We start from the raw sequence: 25,763 nt of genomic DNA, 5'->3' as shown, positions 1-25,763 counted from the left end.
CGTGACGACCCGTATTGGCATCAACGGCTTTGGCCGCATCGGCCGCAACTACTTCCGCGCCGCCCTCGCACAGGGCGCAGACCTTGAAATCGTTGCGGTCAACGACCTCACGAGCCCGGAAGCCCTCGCACACCTCTTCAAGTACGACTCCGTGGGCGGCCGCCTGGCGGAATCCATCGAGGTCAAGGACGGCAACATCATCGTCGACGGCAAGACCGTCAAGGTCCTCGCCGAGCGCGACCCCGCCAAGCTGCCCTGGGGCGAGCTCGGCGTGGACATCGTCATCGAGTCCACCGGCTTCTTCACGAAGGCGGCCGACGCGCAGAAGCACATCGACGCCGGCGCCAAGAAGGTCCTGATCTCCGCCCCGGCCTCCAACGAGGACATCACGATCGTGATGGGGGTCAACGACGGGCTGTACGACAACGCCTCGCACCACATCATCTCCAACGCCTCCTGCACCACCAACTGCCTCGGCCCGCTGGCCAAGGTTGTCAATGAGGCCTTCGGCATCGAGCGCGGCCTGATGACCACCATCCACGCGTACACCGCCGACCAGAATCTGCAGGACGGCCCGCACAAGGACCTCCGCCGCGCCCGCGCCGCCGCCATCAACATGGTCCCGACCTCCACGGGTGCGGCCAAGGCAATCGGCCTGGTCCTGCCGGAGCTCAAGGGCAAGCTCGACGGCTACGCCATCCGCGTCCCGGTCCCCACCGGCTCCGCCACGGACCTGACCGTCACGGTTTCGCGCGAGACCACAGTCGAGGAAGTCAACGCGGCCCTCAAGGCAGCCTCGGAGAGCGAGGAGCTCAAGGGCCTGCTGACCTACACCGATGAGCCGATCGTGTCCTCGGACATCGTCGGCGACCCGGCGTCATCCATCTTCGACTCCGGCCTGACCAAGGTGATCGGCAACCAGGTCAAGGTTGTGTCCTGGTATGACAACGAGTGGGGCTACTCCAACCGCCTCGTGGACCTCACGGAGCTTGTCGCGTCCAAGCTGGGCTAGGGTAAGACTCATGACATTTCACACCCTCAACGAACTGATCGCTGATGGTGTCCGCGGGCGGTACGTTCTGGTCAGAAGTGACCTGAACGTGCCGCTCGACGGCTCTACAGTGACTGACGACGGCCGGATCAAGGCCTCCCTGCCAGTGCTGGCGAAGCTCACGGACGCCGGTGCCCGCGTGCTGGTCACAGCACACTTGGGCCGCCCGAAGGGCGCCCCCGAGGACAAGTACTCGCTCAAGCCCGCCGCCACACGGCTGGCCGAGCTTGCCGGGTTCAAGGTCTCGCTGGCCGCCGACACGGTCGGCGCGTCCGCCAAGGAGCTGGCCTCGGCGCTCCAGGACGGCGAAGTGCTGGTGCTGGAAAACGTGCGCTTCGACGCCCGCGAGACGTCCAAGGACGACGCCGAACGCGGCGCCTTCGCGGACGAGCTCGTCGCCCTCACCGGCGGCAACGGTGCCTTCGTCGACGATGCCTTCGGTGCCGTGCACCGCAAGCACGCGAGCGTGTACGACGTGGCCACGCGGCTGCCGTCCTACCAGGGCGACCTCGTCCGCACGGAGGTCGAGGTGCTGCGCAAGCTCACCACCGACACCCAGCGGCCCTACGTCGTCGTCCTCGGCGGCTCCAAAGTCTCCGACAAGCTCGCCGTCATCGACAACCTCATCGGCAAGGCAGACACGATCCTGGTGGGCGGCGGCATGCTGTTCACCTTCCTCGCCGCCGCGGGCCACAAGGTCGCGGGGAGCCTGCTCGAAGAGGACCAGATCCCGGTCGTGCAGGACTACCTGAAGCGGGCCGCGGACGCCGGCACGGATTTTGTTGTGCCCACCGACGTTGTGGTGGCCAGCAAGTTCGCCGCCGATGCCGAGCACGAGACCGTCGCCGCAGACGCGATCGAGTCCAGCAGCTTCGGAACCCAGGGCATCGGCCTGGACATCGGACCGGAATCTTCAGCGGCGTTCGCGGAACGGATCAAAGGCGCCAAGACGGTGTTCTGGAACGGCCCCATGGGCGTGTTCGAATTCGCGGCCTTCGCCGCCGGTACCCGGGCCATCGCCCAGGCACTGACCGAGACCGATGCCTTCACGGTGGTGGGCGGCGGAGATTCCGCCGCCGCGGTCCGGACGCTCGGCTTCGCCGATGACCAGTTCGGCCACATCTCCACCGGCGGCGGGGCGAGCCTGGAATACCTTGAAGGCAAGGAACTTCCGGGCCTCAGCGTCCTCGACCGCTAAAACCTTCAGCCGGCAGGGTGCCCCTCCGCAAGGATTCGGGCGCCCTGCCCGCCGTCCACACGACAAGCACTTGGAGTTCACGTGACCACGTCAACCAACGGAAAATTCGACCGCAAGCCCTTCATCGCCGGCAACTGGAAGATGAACATGGACCACGTCCAGGGCATCACCCTCCTGCAGAAGCTTGCGTGGACCCTGTCCGACGCCAAGCACGACTTCAGCCGGGTGGAGGTTGCCGTCTTCCCGCCGTTCACGGACCTCCGGGGCGTCCAAACCCTCGTCCAGGGCGACGAACTCGCCGTCGCATATGGCGGCCAGGACCTCTCCCAGTTCGATTCCGGCGCCTACACCGGGGATATCTCCGGGCAGTTCCTGGCCAAGCTCGGCTGCAGCTATGTGCTGGTCGGCCACAGTGAACGCCGCACCATCCACAACGAGTCGGATTCTGTACTCAATGCCAAGACCAAGGCCGCCTTCCGGCACGGCATCACCCCCGTCCTGTGCGTCGGTGAAGGACTCGAGGTCCGGCAGGCCGGCACCCACGTCGACCACACGCTGGCACAGCTTCGCGCCGGCGTCGAAGGTCTGACGCCGGAGCAGGCCGCCGAGCTCGTCGTCGCCTACGAGCCCGTCTGGGCCATTGGCACCGGCGAGGTCGCCGGTCCGGACGATGCGCAGGAAATGTGCGCAGCCATCCGCGCCGAACTGTCCACGCTCTTCGGAGCAGACGTCGCCGCCAAGACCCGGCTGCTCTACGGCGGCTCGGTCAAGGCGAACAACGCGGCCTCGATCCTGAACGAGCGCGACGTGGACGGCTTGCTGGTCGGCGGTGCCAGCCTGGACGCTGCCGAGTTTGCTAATATTGTCAGGTTCGAGAGTCACCTGTTGACGGATTAGTCCGGACACAGCTTTGACCCCCGCAATCCAAATCTTCTGAAAGGCCGTCGTGGACGTTCTTCATGTCATTCTGCAGGTCCTCCTGGGCATCACCAGCCTCCTGCTGACGTTGCTCATCCTGCTCCACAAAGGACGCGGAGGCGGCCTGTCGGACATGTTCGGCGGCGGCATGAGTTCTGGACTTAGTTCCTCCGGCGTCGCGGAACGGAACCTCAACCGCTTCACCATCATCCTCGGGATCACCTGGGGCGTCGTGATCATCGCCCTGGGCCTGCTGATGCGGTTCAGCACCGGAGCCGACTCCTAAATACGTCCTTTTCGACAACTTCATAAGGGGCCATGCGGCCCTCCCGGCATCGGGAACTCACGAACTACACTGCTGGAGGCAGGCACCATTCCACCAGCTGAGTAGCCAGGAGTTCCCGATGCTGCATTCTGCTTCCGGATTCAAGGGAATCCGTGTGGGCGCTACCGAAGGGGCCACGCCCCGCCACGAACCACTCAACGGGGCCGGCGTACGCCAGCCCCGTATTCGTGTTTCCTACCGGTGCGCCAAGGGCCATGAAACCCCGCTCGTGTTCGCGCAACTGCCCGAGGAACAAATCCCGGGAGTCTGGGACTGCCGGCGCTGCGGCGGCACCGCCACCCGTGACGAATCAAAGTTCGCTTTGGAGGACGTGCCGGCCGAAGGGTTCAAGACGCACCTGGAATACGTTAAAGAGCGGCGCTCCAGCCAGGACGCCGAAGACGTCCTGGCCGGAGCGCTCGAACGGCTACGCGCCCGACGGGCCCTTCCGGACGAGCTGCTCCGGGACCCGTGAGGCTGCGTTTTCGTCAATCAGCCAAAGGGTCTGGCGGCGGCCGCGAGGCCCGGCCGCGGGAACCTGCACCGGATTGGCGCCCGCCAGGGCCAGGCCGACGGCGCCGGCCTTGTCCTCACCGGCCACCACCATCCACACCTCAGAGGCCGTATTGATGGCCGGCAAGGTCAGGGACACCCGGCCCGGCGGCGGCTTCGGGGAGTTGCGCACCCCCACGACAGTCAGTTCCTTCTCCCGAATGCCGGCCTGCTCCGGGAAGAGCGAGGCGATGTGCGCGTCCGGGCCGACGCCGAGCAGGACGATGTCCAGGCGGGGGAGTTGCCCCGGGCGTTCCGGCCGGTCATCGGACATGTCCGCGGCGTGCTCGGCAGCGGCCGCAACGGCCAGCCGGCGCGCGTAGTCGGCCGCAGCCTCATCGGGACTGCCAAAGTCATCGGAGGAACCCGGCACGTGGACACGCGCCGGATCGACGGCAATGCGGGACAGCAAAGCCTCATGGGCCTGGCGGGCGTTGCGCTCGGCGTCGTCCGCCGGCAGGAACCGCTCGTCTCCCCACCAGAAGTTGACCTTGGACCAGTCGACTGCAGGCGCAGCCGGCGATTCGGCCACGGCCTTGAGCGAGCCGATGCCCATCGTGCCCCCGGTAAGCACCACCGTTGCCTCGCCGTGCCGGTCCTGGATATCGACCAGCTTGGTGATCAGGCGGGCGGCGATTGCAGCCATCAGGACAGTCGAGTCAGGATGGATGCTTACTCTGGGGTCAGCGCTCACTGGGACGGACACTCCTTAGGTTGGTACGTGGCAGTCCCATAGTAATCACTTCGCCGAAGACTTCGTCGGGATCCAGGCGGCGGAGCTCTTCGGCCAGGCAGTCCTTGAGGCTGCGCCGGGGGAGGGAGATCCGCTGCGCGGGCTGGCCCGGCTGGGTCAGCTCCGCGACGGTCAGCCCCGGCCGGAAGAGCTGGATGTCACCGCTGGCCCGAGTCATGCGGACCCGGCGGATGCCGGTGCCGGCCGGGTCCGCGACGATCGTCACGGGGACTTCCAGGGCCAGGGTGAGCCACGCCGCGAGCAGGATGGTGCTGGGGGAGTCCGAGGCGCCTTCGACGGCGACGGCCGTCACCGGCGCATCGTCCACCTGGTCCAGAACCGCGGCCAGCTGGATGCGCCAGTTGGTCAGACGGGTCCAGGCGAGGTCGGTGTCTCCGGCCTTGTAGGTGCGACGGATGTTCTCCAGCGCCGCCACCGGGTCCGCCTCGTTGGCCGAGTCGGTGATCCGCCGGTGCGCGATGCCGCCGATCGAGGTCTGGCAGGCGTTTCTCGGGGCGCCGTGCGGCCACCAGGCCACGATCGGGGCATCCGGGAGCAGCAGCGCCGCAACGAGGGACTCGCTTTCCTCGGCGAGTTCACCGTAGCCGCGCAGCAGAATGACTTCGGAGGCACCGGCGTCGCCGCCGACCCGGATCTGGGCGTCCAACCGGGTCGGGGCGGAGGCCCCGGCGTCGGCGAGGACAATGATCCGGCACGGGTGTTCCCGGCTGGCCTCGTTGGCGGCCTCGATGGCCTCCTCTTCAAGCCCGGAGCGGGTAACCACCACGAGGGTCAGCACCCGGCCGAGGGCGATCACGCCGCCCTGCTCACGCAGTGCCATGATCTTCTTGGAAATCTTGGAGGTGGTGGTGTCGGGAAGATCTACGATCATGGCCTTCTCCAGGTTCGTCCGTCGCGGGCAAGGAGTTCGTCGGCTGAGGCGGGGCCCCAGCTGCCGGGCGCATAGGGCTCGGGCTGTTCGGCCAGGCCCGCCCAGTAGTCCTCGAAGGGGTCAAGGATCTTCCAGGAGAGTTCGACTTCGGCGTGCCGGGGGAACAGCGGGGGTTCCCCCAGGAGCACGTCGAGGATGAGGCGTTCGTAGGCTTCGGGGCTGGACTCGGTGAAGGAGTGTCCGTAGCCGAAGTCCATGGTGACGTCGCGGACCTCCATCTGGGTGCCCGGGACCTTGGATCCGAACCGGATGGTGGCGCCCTCGTCGGGCTGGACCCGGATGACCACGGCGTTCTGGCCGAAGTCGTCCTCGCCGTGGTCGGTGAACAGCAGGTTCGGCGCACGCTTGAACACGACGGCGATTTCCGTCACCCTGCGGCCCAGCCGCTTGCCGGCGCGCAGGTAGAACGGCGCTCCGGACCAGCGCCGGGTGTTGATGTCCACCCGGATCGCCGCGAACGTCTCGGTCTTCGAATCGGCCGGGATGCCCTCTTCCTCCAGGTAGCCCAGGACTTCCTCGCCGCCCTGCCAACCGCCGGTGAACTGTCCGCGGGCGGAGTGGGTGGAGAGGTCCTCGGGGAGCCGCACGGCGGCGAGGACCTTTTCCTTCTCGGCCCGCAGGTCATCGGCGTTAAAGGAGATCGGTTCCTCCATGGCCGTCAGGGCCAGGAGCTGCAGCAGGTGGTTCTGAATGACGTCGCGGGCCGCGCCGACGCCGTCGTAGTAGCCTGCCCGGCCGCCGGTGCCGATGTCCTCGGCCATGGTGATTTGGACGTGGTCGACGTAGTTGGCGTTCCAGAGCGGCTCGAAGAGCTGGTTGGCGAAGCGCAGCGCCAGGATGTTCTGCACCGTCTCCTTGCCCAGGTAGTGATCAATCCGGAAGACCGCGTCCGGCGGGAAGACCGACTCCACAATGTCGTTGAGCTGCCGCGCCGATTCAAGGTCGTGCCCGAACGGCTTTTCGATCACGACGCGGCGCCATTTGTCGCCCTCGGCCTGGGCCAGTCCGTGCTTGGAGAGCTGGCGGCAGACCTGCTCGAAGGCCTTCGGCGGGATGGAAAGGTAGAACGCGTGGTTGCCCCGCGTCCCGCGCTGCTCGTCGAGCTCGTCGATCGTGTCGCTGAGCCGCTTGAACGCCTCGTCGTCGTCGAACTCGCCCTGCACGAACCGGATGCCCTCCGAGAGCTGCTTCCAGACCGTTTCATCGAAGGGGGTCCGGGCGTAGGTCTTGACCGATTCCTTGACTTCCGCGGCGAAGTCCTCGTTCTCCCATTGACGGCGGGCAAAACCCACAAGGGCGAAACTCGGCGGCAGCAGGCCCCGGTTGGCGAGGTCATACACGGCCGGCATGAGCTTCTTGCGGGCGAGATCCCCGGTCACGCCGAACAGGACCAGCGATGACGGTCCGGCAATACGGTTCAGACGGCGGTCACGGGGGTCCCGGAGCGGATTGCGCCCCCGGCCGGCCGTGTTCCTGCCGCCGATGTAGGTTTCTGGCATGGTTGCTTGGGTGCCTTAGCTTTCAGTAGAGGATGCTGGCTGGCCGGCAAGAGAGGTGACGAGCTCCTGCAGCTGCAGCACACCTGCAGCGCGGTCGGTCAGGTGCAGCCGGAGGACCGGACGGCCGTGCTCGGACAGGACCTGGGCGTCACCCGCGGCCTGCGCCGAGATCAGCTCGCCGAACGAAAACGGGCGGTCCGGGATGGCGAGGTCCGTGGCGGAGGCGGCCGTGACCTGCAGGAAGACACCGATCGCGGGTCCGCCCTTGTGGAACTGGCCCGTGGAGTGCAGGAAGCGCGGGCCCCAGCCGAACGTGACCGGGCGGCGGCTTACCGCAGCCAGTTGGTCCCGGACGCCTTCGAAGCCTGCGTAGGCGATCCGGTCGAAATAGGCCTGGACGCTGAGGTAGCTGTCCGGGCCCAGCTCGGCCAGCAGGGCGCTGAAGGCCTCAGCCGCGGTGGCTGCGGTGCCAAGCCACGCACCGCCGCGGACCTCGATGGCGCCGTCGGTGAAGTTGGCCGGCGTCGGCTCGGGCTGCGCGTCCAGCAGGCCGCGTGCGGCCACCTTGGCGGCCTCGACGTCGGGCTGGTCAAACGGGTTGATGCCCAACAGCCGGCCGGCCACGGCGGTGGCGAATTCCCAGACCATCATCTGGGTCGGGAGGCCGCCGGCGATGGCGACCTCGTTGGCGCCGAGCTGCACGTCGTCGGCGTCAGCCGCGACGAGCCGGACCACCAGGACATCCGGAGCCCCAAGTGTCGCTTCCGGGGAGGCGGGCCCGGCCACCACCGGCAGCACGCCGGTGCCCAGCTTGCCCGTGGACTCGGCGATGAGCTGTTCGGCCCAGTCGGCGAAGCCGGCGATCCCGGAGCCGTCCTCGGCGATGACGATCTTGTTGCGCAGCGGGCTGGTGCCGCCCAGGGCGCTGCCCAGGGCCAGTCCGATGTTGTCTTCCGAGTCGTCATTGAGGATTTCGGCGGCTTCCTCGGCCTCGTCCAGGAAAGCCTGGATGTCCACGCCGGCCAGTCCGCACGGGACCAGCCCGAACGCGGTCAGCGCCGAGAACCGGCCGCCGACGTTCGGATCGGCGTTGAAGACGGCGCGGTAGCCGGCCTCACGCGCGGCCTTGTCCAGCGGCGAACCCGGGTCGGTGACGATGATGATCCGGCTCTTCGCGTCGATGCCGGCGTCGGTGAACGCCTGCTCGAAGATCCGGCGCTGCGAATCGGTCTCGACGGTGGAGCCGGACTTCGACGACACCACGATGGCCGTTTCGGCCAGGCGGTCCGCCAGGGCCGCGCCGACCTGTTCCGGATCGGTGCTGTCAAGCACAGTCAGCTCGACGCCAGCGGTGCCCGCAATGACTTCAGGTGCCAGGGAGGACCCGCCCATGCCGCACAGGACGATGCGCGTCACGCCGTCGGCCCTCAGCGCGTCGCGGAGTTCCAGGATGCCGCCCACCAGCGGCTGGGAGACGGTGGCCGCCTCGACCCAGCCCAGGCGGACAGCGGATTCGGCCTCGGCGTCGGGACCCCAGAGTGTGGGGTCCTTCGCGAAGATCCGGGACGCGATGCGGTCTTCGAGCAGTGCGGGCAGGTGCTGATCGTGTGCCTGGCGGGCTGCGCCGGTGGCGTCGTAGCTAAGTGTGCTCATGATGGGTTAGGAAGCCTTCCGTGCAGAGGCCAGGGCGCCCTCGACGTCCCCGAGCAGTTCCTTCCAGCTGGACACGAACTTGTCCAGGCCCTCGGACTCAAGCAGGGCCACGACATCGTTGTAGGAGATCCCCAGCGCGTCGAGGGAGTTCAGCGTCGCGTTGGCGTCGTCGTAGCCGCGGGTGACGGTGTCACCCGTGATCGCGCCGTGGTCGAACGTGGCGTCGAGGGTCTTTTCCGGCATGGTGTTGACCACGCCCGGCGCGACGAGTTCGGTGACGTAGAGGGTGTCCGGGTAGGCCGGGTCCTTCACGCCGGTGGAGGCCCACAGCGGGCGCTGCGGCAGGGCGCCGGCCTCGGCCAGAAGCGCCCAGCGTTCGGTGGCGAACAGCTCCTCGTAGACCTGGTAGGCCAGGCGGGCGTTGGCCAGGCCAGCCTTGCCCTTGAGTGCCTTGGCTTCGTCGGTGCCGATGGCGTCGAGGCGCTTGTCGATTTCTGCGTCGACGCGGGAGACGAAGAAGGACGCCACGGAGTGGATCGTCGAGAGGTCGTGGCCGTTGCCCTTGGCCTGCTCGAGTCCGGACTGGAAGGCGTTGATGACGGCGCGGTAGCGTTCCAGCGAGAAGATCAGGGTCACGTTGACGCTGATGCCCTCGGCCAGGGTGGCCGTGATGGCCTCGAGGCCTTCGAGGGTTGCCGGGATCTTGATCAGGACGTTGTCCTTGTTGACCTTCTTGTACAGGTGCTTCGCTTCGGCGATGGTGCCGGCGGTGTCCCAGGCGAGGCGGGGATCTACCTCGATGGACACGCGGCCGTCGACGCCCTTGGTGGCGGCGGCAACCGGGGCGAAGAGGTCGCAGGCGTCGGCGACGTCGGTGGTGGTGATTTCGAAGACCGTCTCTTCAACGGTGGCGCCGGCCGCGGCCTGGGCCGCGATGACGGCGTCGTAGTCCGTGCCCGCGGTGATGGCCGCGTGGAAGATGGACGGGTTAGTGGTGACGCCAACGACGTTCTTCTCTTCGATGAGCTTACGCAGGGTGCCGGTCTGCAGGCGGCCGCGGGAAAGGTCGTCGAGCCAGATTGAGACGCCGGCGTCGGACAGCTGCTGGGTGGGGGTAGTCATGTCATAACTCCTGGAAATGAGGGGTTCCGGGGGCGCGAAGTCCCCGGAACCGCGGGGGTGGGTCAGTTTGTGACGCTGGCGAGGGAGTCCTTCGCGGCGGCGGTGACGGCTTCCGCGGTGATGCCGAACTCCTGGAAGAGGCGCTTGTAGTCCGCCGAGGCGCCGAAGTGCTCGAGGCTGATGGAACGCCCGGCGTCGCCAACGAATTCCTTCCAGCCCAGGGCAAGCCCGGCCTCGACAGAAACGCGGGCCTTTACCGCGGCGGGGAGCACGGCTTCGCGGTAGGCGGCTTCCTGCTTGTTGAACCATTCCACGCACGGCATGGACACGACCCGGGTGGGGATGCCGTCGGCCTGCAGGGCTTCGCGGGCGGCCACGGCCAGCTGGACCTCGGAGCCGGTGCCGATCAGGATGACCTGCGCCGGGACGGTGGCGCCGTCCTTCGAGGCTTCGGCCAGGACGTAGCCGCCCTTCGCGACGCCGGCGGTGGAGCCGAACGTGTCGCCGGCGGCGTCGCCGTCGCCGCGCTCCCAGGTGGGGATGTTCTGGCGGGTCAGCACGATCCCGGCCGGGTTGTCATGGTTCTCCAGCATGACCTTCCAGGCCGCGGCAACCTCGTTCGCATCTCCCGGGCGGACCACGTCCAGTCCCGGAATGGCGCGCAGGGAAGCGAGCTGTTCCACGGGCTGGTGGGTGGGACCGTCCTCGCCGAGGCCGATCGAGTCGTGCGTCCACACGTACAGGGACGGGACGCCCATGAGGGCGCCGAGGCGGATCGCGGGGCGCTGGTAGTCCGAGAAGATCAGGAAGGTGCCGGAGAACGCCCGGGTCCGGCCGTGCAGGGAGATGCCGTTCACGATCGAGGCGGCGGCGTGTTCGCGGATGCCGAAGTGCAGGACCCGTCCGTACGGGTTGCCCTTCCAGGCCGCGGTGGAGCGGGAGGTCGGGATGAAGGAGGGCGAGCCTTCGATCGTGGTGTTGTTGGACTCGGCCAGGTCGGCGGAGCCGCCCCAGAGCTCGGGCATGACCGGGCCGATCGCGTTCAGGACCTTGCCGGATGCGGCGCGGGTGGAGACGTCCTTCCCGGCTTCGAAGACGGGCAGGGCGGCGTCGAGTTCCACGGGGAGCTTCTTGGCTTCGACGCGCTCGAGCAGCGACGCCTTTTCCGGGTTGGCCGACTGCCACGCCTCGAAGCTGCTCTGCCAGGCGGTGCGGGCCTCGGCGCCGCGGGCCTGAGCCTCGCGGGTGTGGGAGAGGACGTCCTCGTCGACCTGGAAGGCGCGCTCCGGGTCGAAGCCGAGGATCTTTTTCAGGGCCGCGACTTCCTCGGCGCCCAGGGCCGAACCGTGGATCTTGCCGGTGTTCTGCTTCTTCGGCGCCGGGTAGCCGATGATGGTGCGCAGCGAAATGATCGACGGCTTGGTGGTTTCAGCCTTCGCGGCGAGCAACGCGGCATGCAGCTCCTGCACGTCTTCGACGTAGTCGCCGGTGCGGGTCCAGTCGACCCGCTGGGTGTGCCAGCCGTAGGCCTCGTAGCGGCCCAGGACGTTTTCGGTGAAGGCGACGTCGGTGTCGTCTTCGATCGAGATGTGGTTCTCGTCGTAGATCACCACGAGGTTGCCGAGCTCCTGGTGTCCGGCGAGCGAGGACGCCTCGGAGGTGACGCCTTCCTGGAGGTCGCCGTCGGACGCGATGACCCAGACGGTGTGGTCGAACGGGCTGGTCCCGGCCGGGGCGTCCGCGTCGAAGAGGCCGCGCATCCGTCGCTGCGAGTAGGCAAAGCCCACAGCGGAAGCCAGGCCCTGGCCCAGGGGGCCGGTGGTGATTTCCACGCCGGCGGTGTGCTTGTACTCCGGGTGGCCCGGGGTCAGGGAGCCCCAGGTGCGCAGCGCCTCCAGGTCCTTCAGCTCGAGGCCGTAACCGGACAGGAACAGCTGGATGTACAGGGTCAGGGAGGTGTGGCCCGGGGACAGGACGAACCGGTCACGGCCCAGCCAGTCCGGATTCTTCGGGTCGTGGCGCATCAGCTTCTGGAAGAGAAGGTAGGCAGCCGGCGCCAGGCTCATCGCGGTACCGGGGTGGCCGTTGCCGACCTTCTCCACCGCGTCCGCGGCCAGCACGCGGACAGTGTCCACGGCACGCTGATCCAAGGTAGTCCATGACAGTTCTTGCTCTTCCAAATGTGGCACGAAAACCGGGCCCCTCTCTGTGCTGACGGCCGGCGGTACGCTCGGTTCTGCCTCGGGCACAGTGTGGTGCCCGCTGCGGTTCGTACCAGCCGTTCACCATCGAAACGTTGATCTATCATTCAGACGCAGGTGCGGGGCGGCTTTTCGGCAACTGCCGGTGGCGTGCCCGTGTGCGCTGATCTAAAGACAGCCTAGTCCCATTCCAGTTGGTGGTCAGCGTATATCTCACCAAATGGACTTGATTTCGCTTAGATGAATCACCGTCCGCCGTCGGCTCTGTGAGCACGCGTTAACGCCCTGGAATCATGCGGACCCCGCGGCGGCCCGGCCGCCGGCAGCGTCACGGTATGATGGGTGGTGGCCTTCGACCGGGCAAGGACACGGGTCTGCGCTGACCGCGAAGCCCGTTCCGCAGCAAGAGCTCCGCAGCAATACGCATTGCGAAATGCACCCGGGGCTGCCCAGCCAGACAGAACTGCCCAGCCAGACAGAACAGAGTGACTGCCACCGTGAGCACAACAAATACGCCGCTGAACGCCTCCCGGGCCTCGGGAAGAATGGGCTTCGGCCGCAAAGCGAAGGCCTACCTGGCGCTCACGAAACCCCGTGTCATCGAGCTCCTGCTCGTCAGCACGCTGCCCACCATGATCTACGCCGAACGGGGATTCCCGTCGATCGGCCTGATCCTGGCGACGCTGGTGGGCGGGGCCTTCGCGGCAGGCTCCGCGGGTGCGTTCAACTGTTACATCGACCGTGACATTGACAAGCTCATGCACCGCACGGAGAACCGGCCGCTGGTTACCGGCGAGGTCACCCCTCGCGAGGCACTCATCTTCTCCTGGCTGCTCGGCGCTGCCGCGATCGCCATCCTCTGGTTCGGGGCCAACCCGCTCTCGGCATGGCTGGGGCTCGGCGCCATCGTCTTCTACGTCGTGATCTACACCATGATCCTCAAACGGCGTACGGCCCAGAACATTGTCTGGGGCGGCGCCGCCGGCTGCTTTCCCGTCCTGATCGCTTGGGCCGCCGTCACCAACACGGTCCAGTGGCCCGCCGTCGTGCTGTTCATGGTGATCTTCCTCTGGACTCCGCCGCACTACTGGCCGCTGTCCATGCGCTACGGCGAGGACTACCGCAACGCGAACGTGCCGATGCTGGGGGCGATCGCCGGCGCCAAGGTGGTCTCGGTACAGGTGGTGCTGTACGCGTGGGCCATGGTGGCGTGTTCGCTGCTGATGATCCCTGCCGGCGGTGCGGGCTGGGTCTACACGGTGACCGCCGTCGCAGCCGGCGCGTGGTTCCTGTACGAGTCGCACGCCCTCTACAACCGCGCCCAGGCCGGCGACGTCTCCAACAAGGGGGCCATGAAGGTCTTCCACGGCTCCATCAGCTACCTGACGCTGCTCTTCATTGCCCTGGCAGTGGACCCGTTCGTCGGCTCCGCCGTCATGGGCGGCTGACGACTGCCGGATCTTGCTCCGAACGCTCCCTCACCTGTGGTGGGGGAGCGTTCGCAGTTTAACGGAACCGGGTCAGGCCGGCCAGAGATCACGCTGCGGACTGAACCCCGGCATCAACCTTGCCGGCAGCCGGGCGCCGGTCCGGATAGCGCTCGTCGAAGCGGGCCCGCGCGATGCGTCCCAGCCGCTCGACCGTGTGCCAGCTGACGGCCGCGATGACCAGGGTCAGCACGATCGCCGACACGGCCACGAGCGGCGGCAGGTCGGCCGTCGACCCGCCGTTGAGCCAGAGAATGACGACGTAGTTCCAGAGGTACGCGGCGTAGGAAACGCCCCCGAGCAGCTGTAGCGGGCGTGTCCAATGCGGCATCACTGCGGTGCGGGAGGCGGCCAGGGTGACCAGGACGGCGGAGGCGAGCATGGCCAGCGGGCCGCCAATAAACATGAAGGAGGGAGTTTCGTTGGCTTTCGGGAAATAGATCAGGCCCGCCAGGATCCCCACCGACGCGAGCAGGGCCGCCTGCCGGAGCCGGCGGTCGGAGAACCAGCGGAACACCCGGAGCCGGTACAGGCGCAGGGCCGAGCCGATGATCAGGCCCAGCCCCCACGTGGTCGGCAGCGCGTAGACCAGGGCGTGAAGTTGCGGCGCCATGGTCATCATGGCCAGCACACTGGCCGACATGAGGAACAGGGCGACGGCGGTGGACCAGCCAATCAGCCGCCCTTGGCGGCTGCGGCGCAGGGCGAACACCAGCAGCGCGGGCCAGAGCAGATAGAACTGTTCTTCCACCGCCAGCGTCCACAGCGGACCGATGGCCATGCTGACGTCAAAAGGCAGGGGAAGGTCTTTGAGGTAGCCGAGCCCCGCGAGGATGGTGTAACCGACGATTCCCTTGGACCGGTCCCCGAGGACGTCCGTGGCCATTTCAACGGCGGCGTAGACGCCCAAAAGCGAGATGAGCGCCGGGACCAGCCGGAACGCCCGATGCGCATAAAACCGCCCATACCGGATCTTTCGGTGCCGTTCGATGTCCCGGACCAGCACGTTGGTGATCAGGTACCCGCTCAGCACGAAGAAGACGATCACGCCGACAATGCCGGCACCCTGAAAGATCCCCGGCCACGAATGTCCCAGCAGGACCGCGCCAACGGCGGCGCCACGAAGAACGTCCAGGCCATCGAGCCGTTGGCGCTTTTCAGTGTGGGGGGCCGTTGTTGCGGGCCTTTCGCCGACTAGTAACGCCACATATCCTCCGGTGCCTCTGTCTGGACGGTTCCGATTCCAGCTGCATCAAGGCAAAACCGAGCCGTCCTTCTGTCCATGGATGCGATTGCGGCGCCTGTCCGGCGCCGTATCCCAGTATCCCCGCCTTGGCTGGACGAATCCTGACGCCGGCTGTGCGGCTGCCCGGGCAGGGGCGGGCCCGAAAGGGGCTACGCCTCCCAGTATTGCGAAGACCTTCCCGTTTGGACAAGCGGCCGGGCGGTAACCCGTTCGCGAATGTGGGGGAAGTCTCGCGTCCTGGTCAGAGGTTGTGAGCGACAAGTTCGAGCCCGATCACCAGCAGGCTCAGGACCACTTCCGCGAACATGATGGCGGCCTTGTGGCGGAGCGGGATCTCCAGGTTTCGGATGGCGAGGAAGCCGACGACGGCGAGGGAGACCACTAGGACGACGACCGCCCACCCGAGGGCAACAGCTGTGGACCAGATCCCGAGGCCGGCGGCCGCGAGCAGGAGTAGCGGGGTCACCAGGACGCCGAGGCCTTCGGCGCTGACCGCGATCATATGGTGCAGTTCTTCCCCGGTGGGGAGCTGCGAATGAACCGTCAGGTGGCTCAGCATGTCGGCAACGAAGATCCCCAGCAGGGACCCGATCACCACAATGCTGAGCGTGGCCGCGGCAGCCGCGGGCGTCGTCTCGTCCGCGTGGCTCCGCAGCGCCAACACGACCGCCAGGCTCGTAAAAATGATGTAGACGCGCTCTTTGAGGCTCGCCGCGCGCTGGCGGGCGGAGGCGGAATGGGGCGATGCCGGTTCGATCTCTTGCATCTGCGAAGGCCTTCCGGTCGGCGTTACGGAGCGAACGAGAAGTCCACTGCCGAGACGATCCATCTCCATGCCATCTCATAGTCCTCCCGGTGGCCCCGTCAAGGCCAGCCCGGCGCGCAAACCACAACGCGGGGTCACTTACAGCCCATCCGAAGCTCCGGCATGGGCGGTAAATGACCCCGCGTTGCTACTTGGCGGAGCTAATGGGGGCCTGGTGTTACTCCACCGGGCTGGAGCGGGCCAGGTCCGCGGCGTTGGTGGCCGCGCTCATGAGCAGGGCAGCCGCCAGCATGTGCGCGCCGACCAGCAGCGCCGGGATGCCGTTGTAGTACTGCGTGAAGCCGATGACCGCCTGGAGCACTGTGACACCCAGCAGCATGAACACTGCGGAGCGGAACGGCCCCGGGATCCGTCCGCGGACCACGAGGAACACGCCGAACAGGGCGCCGGCGGTCACGAGGTAGGCGGGCATGGCGTGGATGTGCGCGAAGAGGTCCCAGTCGAGGTTATTCCGCGGGGCATTGGCGTCGCCGGCGTGCGGGCCGGCTCCGGTGACCACCACGCCCAGGCAGACGGCCAGGGCGGAGAAGAATGCGACGGCGGCCATCACCGGGCGGGCGGCGCCGGGCAGGACGGGGAGCTGCACCGTCCTGGCTTTGCCGGTGCGGCCGTAGGCGCGGTTCACCAGGAGGGTCGAGAGGACCACGAGGGCCATCGACACGAGGAAGTGCAGGCCCACGACCCACGGGTTCAGCTGAGTGAGCACCGTGATGCCGCCGATGATGGCCTGCGCCGGAATACTCGCGAGCAGGCCGAGGGCCAGCAGGAAGAGGTCGCGGCGTTCCTTGCGGAGGTTCCAGAGGTAGACGAGCATCATCACGGCGACGGCGGCCAGCGCGAACGTCAGGAGCCGGTTGCCGAATTCGATGATGCCGTGGTAACCCATTTCCGGCGTCGTCGCGAGGGACCCCTCCGTGCAGCGCGGCCAGGTGGGGCAGCCGAGACCCGACGCCGTCAGCCGGACGGCGCCGCCGGTCACCACCAGGACGATCTGGCCGACGAGGGACAAGACGGCCAGCCGCCGGATCCTCTTGTCGACCGTGACGGGCAGCCGGGAGGTGAACCCGGAGATGATCCGGGGAGTGCGTGACGCCGTGCTCACAGTTTTCTCAATTCCACTTGAACCAACGGATTGCTGCGCCGCCGGCGATCGCCGTCCAGAGCAGCAGGACAAGGACGGCGTCAGCGTTGACGCTGCCGTACAGGAAAGCATCCCGCAGCGCCTGGCCCAGCGCGCCGGAGGGAAGGAAATGCACCACAGCCTGTGCCAGGGCAGGGAGCCGTTCGGCCGGGATGACGATCCCGCCCAGCGCGCCGAGCAGGATCCAGAGCAGGTTGGTGATGGCCAGGGTCGCCTCCGGCCGGACCGTGCCGGCGACCAGCAGTCCCAGCGCGGTGAAGCATGCGGCCCCGAGGACCAGGATGGCCAGGCCGGGGAGCCAGCCGGCGGGGTTGGGCTGCCAGCCGAGCATCAGGGCCACGGCGGTCACCACGAGCACCTGCAGGAACAGGACGGCCAGGACGGCCAGGATCTTCCCGGCAATGAGTCCGGTGCGGCCCAGGGGAGTGGTGGACAGGAAACGCAGGACACCGTATCGGCGGTCGAAGCCGGTGGCGATGCCCTGCCCGGTGAAGGCGGTGGACATGGCGCACAGGGCCAGGATGCCGGGGACGGCGACGTTGATCCGGCTTGAGCCGAGTCCGTCCAGCAGCGGGGTCACGGTCAGGCCGACCATGGCCAGCAGCGGCAGCACGATCGCGAGGATCAGCTGCTCGCCGTTGCGGAGCATGGTGATGGTTTCGTACTGCCCCTGCAGCATGATTCGGCGCAGCAGCGGAGCCGGTGCGCTGCCGCCCGGCGTAGGCGCTGCGCTGCCCAGGGGTGCGCTGCCGGAAACGCGGGTCATCGGATCTCCCTTCCGGAGATGTCCAGGAAGACGTCCTCGAGGCTGCGTGCCTCCAGGCTCAGTGAGCTGGGCATGATCCCCCGGGCGGCCCACCACGCGGTGATCGCGGCGAGGTCGGCGGGGGTGAGGGCGCCGGTGACGGCGTAGCTGCCGGCCCGCGCCTCGGTGACGTCGACGCCGTCGGGCAGCACGCCGGTGAAGTCCAGCCCCGGCTCGGTCTCGAACAGCAGGGTGCGGACGTGCTGTCCCTCGTCGCCGGCGGGAAGCTCGTGCCGGAGGAGCTGGGCTACGGTGCCCTCGGCGACATTGCGGCCGGCGTCGATGATGTAGACGTAGTCGGCCAGGCGCTGGGCGTCGTCCATCAGGTGGGTGGTCAGGATGATTCCCATCCCGCCGTTGCGCAGCTCGGAGATGAGGTCGAAGACCATCTGGCGGGACTGGGGGTCCAGACCGGCGCTCGGCTCGTCCAGGAAGAGCACCTCCGGGTTGCCGACCAAGGCGGCGGCCAGGGCCAGGCGCTGTTTCTGCCCGCCGGAGAGGCGCCGCACCGAGGTCCGGCTGAACGAGTCAATGCCCAGGCGCGCAATCAGCTCATCCACCGGCCACGGGTCCTGGTACATGCCGGCGATGTGCCGCAGCAGGGGGATGGGACGGGCCGACGGCGGCAGGCCTCCGTCCTGCAGCATGACTCCGACGCGCGCCCGGAGCTCAGCCCCGGCCGAGTCGGGATCCTGGCCCAGCAGGCTGATGCTGCCGGCGGTGCGCCTCTGCAGGCCCTGGGCGCATTCGATGGTGGTGGTCTTGCCGGCGCCGTTGGCACCCAGCAGGGCGGTGACCTGGCCGCGTTCGGCAACGAGGGACAGTCCACTGACCACCCGCAGCATCTTGCCGTCGAGGGTGGGCAGTGGACCAACATCCTTGACGAGCCCGCTGATGGTCAGAACGGGGGATTCGGGAGATCGCACCACAGCATTCTACGCGATGTAGTACGGCGTTCCCCCGGTGCGGGCCGCGCCCGCAGGAAAGCCATGCCTTACTGGATCGGCGGAGTAAATTACGACATGATTGTGTTGTGTATTCCATGAGCCCCCTTGTGTCTGGTGCTGCTGTGCCTGGTGCCGCTGCCTCCGCTGCCCGCTCCGGCCGCGGTTCCGCGCGCGTCGGGTCGCCCCGGGCGCACGTGGCCCTCGTGCCGGATGAGGTTCCCGCCGTCGTTCCCGCCCCCGGTGGCAGCCACCCCCAAGACGCCGAGGAACGCACCCGTGACCGCGTCCTCAACGCCGTTCTGGAGCATGGACCCATCAGCGCCGCCGAACTCGGCGACCTTCTCGGCTTCACCCCGGCTGCCGTCCGCCGCCACCTCGACCACCTCTCACGCACCGGCGTGATCGAGGTCAAGCGCGCCGCCCGCGCCGGCGCCGGCGCCGGACGCCCGGCCCGCCGCTACGTCCTCAGCTCCCAGGGTCAGTCGACCCTGGGCAACGACTATCTCGACATCGCCACCGTCGCGTTGCGCCGCCTGGGCGAGGCGGCCGGCGCCGAGGCGGTCCGGCAGTTCGCCGTCGAGCGGTTCGCCGACATGGAACGCCGCTACGCGCCCGAGATCGAGCAGGCCGGACCGGACATCGCGGCCCGGGCGCAGGTCCTGTCCGAGGCGCTAAGCCGCGACGGCTTCGTCGCCTCGGCGCAGTCGATTGAAGCCAAGGCGCTGCTTCCGGCCGCGCTCTCCAGCGTCCAGCTCTGCCAAGGCCACTGCCCCATCCAGCACCTGGCCGCCCAGTTCCCGGTGTTCTGCGAGGTGGAGACGGAAGTTTTCTCCCGGCTGGTGGGCGTCGACGTGCGCCGGCTGTCCACCCTCGCCCGCGGCGGCCATGTCTGCACCACCCACATACCTACGGGCCGTCCGGCCGTCGGGACTCCCCGTCCCGCAGCCCCGGGCAACCCGGACGAAGTATCCAACCATCTGCAAGAAAGGCCGTGATGACGGACCAACTATCAGAGAAGAAGGTTGCTGACTCTACTGTGATTTCGGAGATTCTCGAGAAGAATCCCGAGCTCCACGGAATCGGCACCTACGAGTACGGCTGGGCCGACAAGAACGACGTCGGCGCCAACGCCCGCCGGGGCATCGACGAGGACGTTGTCCGCGACATCTCGGCCAAGAAGAGCGAGCCGGAATGGATGCTGGACCTCCGTCTCAAGGGCCTGAAGTACTTCGACCGCAAGCCCATGCCCACCTGGGGTGCGGACCTCTCCGGCATCGACTTCGACAACATCAAGTACTTCGTGCGGTCCACCGAGAAGCAGGCCGCCACGTGGGAGGACCTTCCCGAGGACATCCGTAACACGTACGAGAAGCTGGGCATCCCGGAAGCCGAGCGCAGCCGCCTGGTTTCCGGCGTGGCGGCCCAGTACGAGTCCGAGGTGGTGTACCACCAGATCCGCGAGGACCTCGAAGCCCAGGGCGTCATCTTCCTGGACACCGACACCGCTTTGCGCGAACACCCGGAGATCTTCCAGGAGTACTTCGGCACCATCATCCCGGTGGGCGATAACAAGTTCGCCTCGCTCAACACGGCCGTCTGGTCCGGCGGGTCCTTCGTGTACGTGCCCAAGGGCGTCCACGTGGACATCCCGCTGCAGGCCTACTTCCGTATCAACACGGAAAACATGGGCCAGTTCGAGCGCACCCTGATCATCGCCGACGAGGACTCTTACGTCCACTACATCGAAGGCTGCACCGCGCCGATCTATACCTCGGACTCGCTGCACTCCGCCGTCGTGGAGATCATCGTGAAGAAGGGCGCCCGCGTCCGCTACACGACCATCCAGAACTGGTCCACGAACGTGTACAACCTGGTCACCAAGCGCGCCATCTGCGAAGAGGGCGCCACCATGGAGTGGATCGATGGCAACATCGGCTCCAAGGTCACCATGAAGTACCCGGCCGTCTACCTCGTCGGTGAAGGTGCCAAGGGTGAGACCCTGTCCATCGCATTCGCCGGCGAAGGCCAGCACCAGGACACCGGCTCCAAGATGGTCCACATCGCGCCCAACACCAAGAGCTCGATTGTTTCCAAGTCGGTGGCCCGCGGCGGCGGCCGCGCCGCCTACCGGGGCCTGGTCCAGGTCCGCGAAGGCGCCAAGCACTCGGCCAACACGGTCCGTTGTGACGCCCTCCTGGTGGACACGATCAGCCGCTCGGACACCTACCCGTACATCGACATCCGCGAAGACGACGTCACCATGGGCCACGAGGCCACGGTCTCGCGCGTCAGCGAAGAACAGCTGTTCTACCTGATGTCCCGCGGCATGCGCGAAGACGAGGCCATGGCGATGATCGTCCGCGGCTTCATCGAGCCGATTGCCCGCGAACTGCCGATGGAATACGCCCTCGAGCTGAACCGCCTGATTGAACTGCAGATGGAAGGATCGGTCGGTTAATGACTGACATCACTACTGAAAAGGCCCGCATCGGCGCGCCCTCAGCCCAGCCGTTCATCAACGGTTTCACCGAGGAAGGCGAAAGCCTCTCACCGCTGAACGCCGCGGAGTCCAAGTCCCCGCTGGCCGGCGAGGCCGTCAAGCGCCACTCCCACGGTGGCGGCGTCGGCATTCCGGACAGCTCACGCGCCGGACGCCTCACGTCCTACAAGCTGGCAGACTTCAAGCCGCTGACCGGCATGGAGGAGGACTGGCGGTTCACCCCGCTCAAGCGCCTCCGCGGCCTGCACACCGAGGTTCTCAATGGTGCTGCGCCGGCCGTGAGCGTCACGGCTCCGGACAGCGTGACGGTGGAGACGGTGGGCCGTGAGGACCGCCGGATTGGCTCCGCCGCCATTCCCGAGGACCGCGTCTCCGCCAACGCCTGGGAGAACTTCGCCGAGGCCACCGTCATCACCGTCCCGTCCGAGGTCCAGGTGGACGGCGAGGTCAGTGTCCTCCTCACCGGCCAGGGCACCGAGGCGTCCGCGCAGCACATCGTGATCATCGCGGAAAAGTTCTCCAAGTCCGTCGTCGTCCTGGACCACCAGGGCACCGCCGTCGTCTCGGAAAACATCGAAATCCTCGTTGAGGACGGCGCGCAGTTGACCGTCATCTCGCTCCAGGAATGGAACGACGACGCCGTTCACGCCTCCTCCCAGCAGGCGAAGATCGGCCGCGACGCCAAGTTCAAACACATCGTTGTCAGCCTCGGCGGCGACCTGGTCCGCGTCACGCCCTCGGCACGCTTCACCGCCCCCGGCGCGGAAGTGGAACTGTGCGGCCTGTACTTCGCCGACGCCGGCCAGCACCTCGAGCAGCGCCTGTTCGTGGACCACGCGGTGGCCAACTGCAAGTCGAACGTGCTGTACAAGGGTGCCCTCCAGGGCCGCAACGCGCACGCCGTGTGGGTGGGTGACGTCCTGATCCGCAAGGAGGCCGAGGGCACTGACACCTACGAGGCCAACCGCAACCTGGTCCTGACCGACGGCGCCCGCGCGGACTCCGTGCCAAACCTGGAGATCGAGACCGGCCTGATCGCCGGCGCCGGCCACGCCAGCGCCACCGGACGGTTTGACGACCAGCACCTGTTCTACCTGATGGCCCGCGGCATCCCGGAAGAGGTGGCCCGCCGCCTGGTGGTCCGCGGCTTCCTGAACGAGATCATCCAGCAGATCAAGGTTCCGGCCATCGAAGAGCGCCTCACGGACGCTGTCGAGCGCGAACTCGCGGCAACGAACCACTAGTGCGCAGGACTAGAGAACACGGAATACAGCAATGACTGAACAGCCCAAGGGCGAGCTCGTCTGCAACGCCAGTGAGATCCAACTCAAGCAGGCGCTGCGGATCCTGATCGACGACTTTCCCGTCGCGATCGTGAAGGACTCCATGGGGGAGATCCACGCCATCGGCGACACCTGCTCGCACGCGGACATCTCGCTCTCCGAAGGAGAGGTGGAAGGATGCAAGATCGAGTGCTGGGGCCACGGTTCCCAGTTCGACCTGCGCAGCGGCGAGCCGCTCCAGCTGCCGGCCTATGATCCTGTTCCCGTCTTTGCCGTGACTGTCGTGGATGACGAGGTCTATGTTGACTTCACGAATGTCCTGAACGGCGCCGAGGCCCCGAACTTCAGCTAGCTGCCCGCAGCCGGCAACCTGCACAACAACTACTTATCGACAAGAAACCGCACCGGGCCGGAGGGCACGGTGCAGAGGAGAACAAGGCACATGTCTACTCTTGAGATCAAGGACCTGCACGTCAGCATTGACACCGAGCAGGGCACCAAGGAAATCCTGAAGGGCGTCAGCCTGACCATCAGGACCGGCGAAACGCACGCCATCATGGGCCCGAACGGCTCCGGCAAGTCCACCCTCGCGTCCACCATCGCCGGGCACCCGCGCTACAACGTGACCTCGGGTTCGATCACGCTCGACGGCGAAGATGTCCTCGCGATGAGCGTCGACGAGCGGGCCCGCGCCGGCCTGTTCCTGGCCATGCAGTACCCCGTCGAGGTTCCCGGCGTGAGCATGACGAACTTCCTGCGCACCGCCAAGACGGCCATCGACGGAGAGGCACCGAAGCTGCGGACGTGGACGAAGGACGTCAAGGCCGCCATGGCCCAGCTGCGCATCGATGCCGACTTCACCCAGCGCAACGTTAACGAAGGCTTCTCCGGCGGCGAGAAGAAGCGCGTGGAGATCCTCCAGCTGGAGCTCTTCAAGCCGAAGTTCGCCATCCTCGACGAGACCGACTCCGGCCTCGACGTCGATGCACTGAAGGTTGTCTCCGAGGGCGTCAACCGCGCCCACGCCGAAGGCAACATGGGCACCCTGCTCATCACGCACTACACCCGGATCCTGCGCTACATCAAGCCGGAATTCGTGCACGTGTTCGTTGACGGCCAGGTTGTCGAAGAGGGCGGCCCGGAGCTCGCGGACCGCCTCGAAGAAGAAGGCTACGACCGCTACGCCACCGGCGCAGGGGCGGCCACCATCGCTGCCGCAGACGCGGCAGCCCAGGCCTAGTTAGGACTTCACGATGACCGAACTCAATGTGGCCCGCACGGGCCTCGAGGATGTCGAAGAGGCACTCAAGGATGTGATCGACCCTGAACTCGGGGTCAACATCGTAGACCTTGGCCTGCTCTACGGTCTGAAGTACTCAGACGCCGACGGCGCCCTGCTGATCGACATGACGCTCACCACGGCCGCCTGCCCGCTCACCGATGTCATCGAGGAGCAGGTCGGCAAGGCCCTGGACGGCATTGTGGACGACTGGCGGCTCAACTGGGTATGGATGCCGCCGTGGGGTCCGGAGCGGATCACCGAAGACGGCCGCGACCAGATGCGCGCCCTCGGCTTCAACATCTAGATCCCACGCACGGACGGGCCCAGCCCGGGCTTTGCACGACGCCGGCCCCACCTGACAAAGGTGGGGCCGGCGTCGTTGTTGTGTTCCCTTAATGCCGCCGCGGTGGTCTGATAAAGACATCAGGTCCGCCGCTGTCCCTGACGACCGGCCGGACCCCCCTTCGACGGGAGACACAGCGGACATGGATGCCACCCCCGCACCGCGGCCGGATGACGGCGGCACGGCCGGACTGACGCCCGCGCCGGCCGGCGCCGGCGGGGACTTCGTCGTCGTCGAGGACAGCGGCGAGTTTTCCTACTACGGCTCCCGGGGTGCGCTCCTGGCCGATCTTGAATACGTCGGCGAGGCGCCCTGCATCCTTGACCGCAGCGCCCAGACCTACCGGCTGGAGCTGGACGAGAACCGCCACCTGCGGATGGGCCCGCCGCTGGGACCGGTGGAGTTCCACTGGCTTCGGCAGGCGCTGGCCGATGCCCGCGAGGTGCACCCCGAACGGCACCGGCTGCAGCGCGCCGACGCGTCCGGGCTGGCCGGCCTCGTGGCCGGACTCTTCGAGACGCTGCAGCTCGAACGCGGAACCGATGCCGAACTCGGGCTGTGGGGCCTGGAAATCGACGGGCTATCGACGCGGCGCAATGCACTGGCCGACGTCGACCGCCTCCTGGCCGGAAACGAACGGCTGGACACCGTCCGGGTAACGGACCCGTTCGGGCACCTGTACCGGCCGGTCTGGCACCCCAAACACCGGCACCTTGGCCACGCCGGATTCCTCACCTACGTGGAAACTCCGGCACGGGCCGGGACGACGCGCCGTTAAGGATCAGCAGCACGTCAGGGCGTTGCCACCGCGAAGGTATCGCACTTTTTGAGGTCTCCGCTGGTGTAGCCCTGGTAAAACCATTTCTGCCGCTGCGCACTGGACCCGTGGGTCCACGCCTCAGGCGACACGCGGCCCGTGGCGGCCTTCTGGATGCGGTCGTCGCCCACCGCCGAGGCGGCTGACAGCGCATCCTGTACGTCCTGGTTGGTGAACTTCTCCAGATAGGGCTGGCCCGTCTTGGGGTCCGGCTGCGTCGTCGCGTAGTGGGCCCACAGCCCTGCGTAGCAGTCCGCCTGCAGCTCTACCCGGACGCCCCCGGAACGCGGGCCCTGGGGGTCTTGTTGCGCCCGGTCGAGGTCGCCCAGCAGGTTCTGGATGTGATGGCCGAATTCGTGGGCGACCACGTATTCCTGGGCCAGCGGGCCGCCGGAGGAGCCGAACCGGTCCACGAGTTCCTGGAAGAAGCCTGGGTCGAAGTACGCGGTGGTGTCGACGGGGCAGTAGAACGGTCCGACGTCGGAGGTAGCGGCCCCGCAGCCGGTGTTGGTTGCCCTGGTGAAGATCACGGCCTTGGGCCGCGGGTATTTGGTGTTGTATTGGGCCAGGTAGGCAGGCCAGAAGGCGTTCAGGCTGTTGACCGTGCCGGTGATCCGGCAGTCGAGGCGAGCATCGGCGTCGGCACCGGTCTTGCAGGCGGGGGCGGAACCCTGGCTCTGGGACTGGGGGTCCTGGGTGGCGCCGGCCAGGCCCTCGAGGAGGCTGGGGTTGATGCCGAACAGGGCCGCGAGCAGCAGGATGATGCCGCCGCCGATCCCGCCGCCGATCATGGGGCCGCGGCCCATCCCTCGGCGGTCCTGGACCTGCGACGGATCCAGCGGGGCGTTGTCATTGAAGCTCATGCAGTCACAATATCGCGCA

Annotated in this window: 25 protein-coding genes; 13 read left to right on the top strand and 12 right to left on the bottom strand. The window is 67.2% G+C overall.

Features of this window, described 5'->3' with window-relative positions:
• The first annotated feature begins 1 nt into the window (after nt 1).
• The 5 genes from gap to AB4Y72_RS01955 all read left to right on the top strand — a co-directional run bounded on the left by gap (nt 2) and on the right by AB4Y72_RS01955 (nt 3,967).
• On the top strand, nt 2–1,012 hold the full coding sequence (gene gap / locus AB4Y72_RS01975; protein ID WP_441424493.1) for a type I glyceraldehyde-3-phosphate dehydrogenase: 1,011 nt from the start codon (nt 2–4) through the stop codon (nt 1,010–1,012).
• Between the two features lie 10 nt (nt 1,013–1,022).
• On the top strand, nt 1,023–2,249 hold the full coding sequence (locus AB4Y72_RS01970; protein WP_441424492.1) for a phosphoglycerate kinase: 1,227 nt from the start codon (nt 1,023–1,025) through the stop codon (nt 2,247–2,249).
• Nucleotides 2,250–2,330: 81 nt separating this feature from the next.
• A complete protein-coding gene (gene tpiA, locus AB4Y72_RS01965) occupies nt 2,331–3,146 on the top strand; it encodes a triose-phosphate isomerase (RefSeq protein WP_441424491.1) in 816 nt (271 codons plus the stop codon).
• A gap of 49 nt (nt 3,147–3,195) precedes the next feature.
• Entirely contained in the window at nt 3,196–3,453 is a 258-nt protein-coding gene (gene secG / locus AB4Y72_RS01960) for a preprotein translocase subunit SecG (RefSeq protein WP_090956085.1), read from the top strand.
• Nucleotides 3,454–3,571: 118 nt separating this feature from the next.
• A complete protein-coding gene (locus AB4Y72_RS01955; RefSeq protein ID WP_441424490.1) occupies nt 3,572–3,967 on the top strand; it encodes an RNA polymerase-binding protein RbpA in 396 nt (131 codons plus the stop codon).
• Here AB4Y72_RS01955 and pgl read toward each other — a convergent pair.
• From pgl to tkt, 6 genes are all read right to left on the bottom strand, one after another.
• The gene (gene pgl, locus AB4Y72_RS01950) at nt 3,920–4,738 is read right to left on the bottom strand and encodes a 6-phosphogluconolactonase (RefSeq protein WP_441424489.1); all 819 of its coding nucleotides are present in this window, start codon (nt 4,736–4,738) and stop codon (nt 3,920–3,922) included. The two genes, AB4Y72_RS01955 and pgl, sit on opposite strands and share 48 nt — an antisense overlap.
• Nucleotides 4,728–5,669: a glucose-6-phosphate dehydrogenase assembly protein OpcA gene (locus AB4Y72_RS01945; RefSeq protein WP_441424488.1), complete on the bottom strand. Its 942-nt coding sequence runs from the start codon at nt 5,667–5,669 to the stop codon at nt 4,728–4,730. Before AB4Y72_RS01945 ends, pgl begins: the two co-directional genes overlap by 11 nt.
• Nucleotides 5,666–7,228: a glucose-6-phosphate dehydrogenase gene (gene zwf / locus AB4Y72_RS01940; RefSeq protein WP_441424487.1), complete on the bottom strand. Its 1,563-nt coding sequence runs from the start codon at nt 7,226–7,228 to the stop codon at nt 5,666–5,668. Before zwf ends, AB4Y72_RS01945 begins: the two co-directional genes overlap by 4 nt.
• Before the next feature lie 15 nt (nt 7,229–7,243).
• Nucleotides 7,244–8,881, bottom strand: coding sequence for a glucose-6-phosphate isomerase (locus AB4Y72_RS01935; RefSeq protein ID WP_441424486.1), 1,638 nt, complete (start codon nt 8,879–8,881; stop codon nt 7,244–7,246).
• A 6-nt stretch (nt 8,882–8,887) separates the two neighbouring features.
• Nucleotides 8,888–10,003 (bottom strand): transaldolase, encoded by a 1,116-nt coding sequence (gene tal, locus AB4Y72_RS01930; RefSeq protein ID WP_441424485.1) that lies wholly within the window; start codon nt 10,001–10,003, stop codon nt 8,888–8,890.
• Nucleotides 10,004–10,065: 62 nt separating this feature from the next.
• Complete coding sequence (gene tkt, locus AB4Y72_RS01925) at nt 10,066–12,183, bottom strand: transketolase (RefSeq protein WP_441424484.1); 2,118 nt, start codon at nt 12,181–12,183, stop codon at nt 10,066–10,068.
• A gap of 506 nt (nt 12,184–12,689) precedes the next feature.
• On the opposite strand from tkt, the gene AB4Y72_RS01920 reads away from it, so the two are divergent.
• Nucleotides 12,690–13,652: a heme o synthase gene (locus tag AB4Y72_RS01920; RefSeq protein WP_441424483.1), complete on the top strand. Its 963-nt coding sequence runs from the start codon at nt 12,690–12,692 to the stop codon at nt 13,650–13,652.
• 88 nt (nt 13,653–13,740) lie between these two features.
• Here the strand turns inward: AB4Y72_RS01920 and AB4Y72_RS01915 are convergent, their stop codons facing one another.
• The 5 genes from AB4Y72_RS01915 to AB4Y72_RS01895 all read right to left on the bottom strand — a co-directional run bounded on the left by AB4Y72_RS01915 (nt 13,741) and on the right by AB4Y72_RS01895 (nt 18,635).
• Nucleotides 13,741–14,898 carry an acyltransferase family protein gene (locus AB4Y72_RS01915; RefSeq protein WP_441424482.1) on the bottom strand — a complete coding sequence of 386 codons (1,158 nt, stop codon included), beginning with the start codon at nt 14,896–14,898 and terminating at the stop codon, nt 13,741–13,743.
• A 280-nt stretch (nt 14,899–15,178) separates the two neighbouring features.
• Nucleotides 15,179–15,703 (bottom strand): hypothetical protein, encoded by a 525-nt coding sequence (locus tag AB4Y72_RS01910; RefSeq protein ID WP_441424481.1) that lies wholly within the window; start codon nt 15,701–15,703, stop codon nt 15,179–15,181.
• A gap of 217 nt (nt 15,704–15,920) precedes the next feature.
• Nucleotides 15,921–16,865 (bottom strand): COX15/CtaA family protein, encoded by a 945-nt coding sequence (locus AB4Y72_RS01905; protein WP_441424480.1) that lies wholly within the window; start codon nt 16,863–16,865, stop codon nt 15,921–15,923.
• 7 nt (nt 16,866–16,872) lie between these two features.
• On the bottom strand, nt 16,873–17,670 hold the full coding sequence (locus AB4Y72_RS01900; RefSeq protein ID WP_441424479.1) for an ABC transporter permease: 798 nt from the start codon (nt 17,668–17,670) through the stop codon (nt 16,873–16,875).
• Nucleotides 17,667–18,635, bottom strand: a complete 969-nt coding sequence (locus tag AB4Y72_RS01895; RefSeq protein WP_441424478.1) for an ABC transporter ATP-binding protein — start codon at nt 18,633–18,635, stop codon at nt 17,667–17,669. Before AB4Y72_RS01895 ends, AB4Y72_RS01900 begins: the two co-directional genes overlap by 4 nt.
• A gap of 107 nt (nt 18,636–18,742) precedes the next feature.
• Between AB4Y72_RS01895 and AB4Y72_RS01890 the strand changes: the two genes are divergently transcribed.
• From AB4Y72_RS01890 to AB4Y72_RS01860, 7 genes are all read left to right on the top strand, one after another.
• The gene (locus AB4Y72_RS01890) at nt 18,743–19,651 is read left to right on the top strand and encodes a helix-turn-helix transcriptional regulator (RefSeq protein WP_441424477.1); all 909 of its coding nucleotides are present in this window, start codon (nt 18,743–18,745) and stop codon (nt 19,649–19,651) included.
• Nucleotides 19,651–21,114 carry a Fe-S cluster assembly protein SufB gene (sufB, locus tag AB4Y72_RS01885; RefSeq protein ID WP_441424476.1) on the top strand — a complete coding sequence of 488 codons (1,464 nt, stop codon included), beginning with the start codon at nt 19,651–19,653 and terminating at the stop codon, nt 21,112–21,114. The genes AB4Y72_RS01890 and sufB overlap by 1 nt, the downstream gene beginning before the upstream one ends.
• Entirely contained in the window at nt 21,114–22,400 is a 1,287-nt protein-coding gene (sufD, locus tag AB4Y72_RS01880) for a Fe-S cluster assembly protein SufD (RefSeq protein ID WP_441424475.1), read from the top strand. The genes sufB and sufD overlap by 1 nt, the downstream gene beginning before the upstream one ends.
• 31 nt (nt 22,401–22,431) lie before the next feature.
• Nucleotides 22,432–22,791, top strand: coding sequence for a non-heme iron oxygenase ferredoxin subunit (locus tag AB4Y72_RS01875; protein ID WP_441424474.1), 360 nt, complete (start codon nt 22,432–22,434; stop codon nt 22,789–22,791).
• Between the two features lie 90 nt (nt 22,792–22,881).
• Nucleotides 22,882–23,679: a Fe-S cluster assembly ATPase SufC gene (gene sufC, locus AB4Y72_RS01870; protein ID WP_120950422.1), complete on the top strand. Its 798-nt coding sequence runs from the start codon at nt 22,882–22,884 to the stop codon at nt 23,677–23,679.
• Nucleotides 23,680–23,692: 13 nt separating this feature from the next.
• Nucleotides 23,693–24,025 carry a metal-sulfur cluster assembly factor gene (locus AB4Y72_RS01865; protein ID WP_441424473.1) on the top strand — a complete coding sequence of 111 codons (333 nt, stop codon included), beginning with the start codon at nt 23,693–23,695 and terminating at the stop codon, nt 24,023–24,025.
• A 181-nt stretch (nt 24,026–24,206) separates the two neighbouring features.
• The gene (locus AB4Y72_RS01860; protein ID WP_441424472.1) at nt 24,207–24,842 is read left to right on the top strand and encodes a hypothetical protein; all 636 of its coding nucleotides are present in this window, start codon (nt 24,207–24,209) and stop codon (nt 24,840–24,842) included.
• Between the two features lie 14 nt (nt 24,843–24,856).
• Here AB4Y72_RS01860 and ypfJ read toward each other — a convergent pair whose 3' ends face one another.
• Nucleotides 24,857–25,744 (bottom strand): KPN_02809 family neutral zinc metallopeptidase, encoded by an 888-nt coding sequence (gene ypfJ / locus AB4Y72_RS01855; RefSeq protein WP_441424471.1) that lies wholly within the window; start codon nt 25,742–25,744, stop codon nt 24,857–24,859.
• Nucleotides 25,745–25,763 lie beyond the last annotated feature (19 nt).

Source organism: Arthrobacter sp. YAF34, assembly GCF_052113245.1.
Taxonomy (GTDB): Bacteria; Actinomycetota; Actinomycetes; order Actinomycetales; family Micrococcaceae; genus Arthrobacter.
Note: the sequence above shows the minus strand (reverse complement) of the source record. Positions and strands in the feature narration are given on the sequence as shown.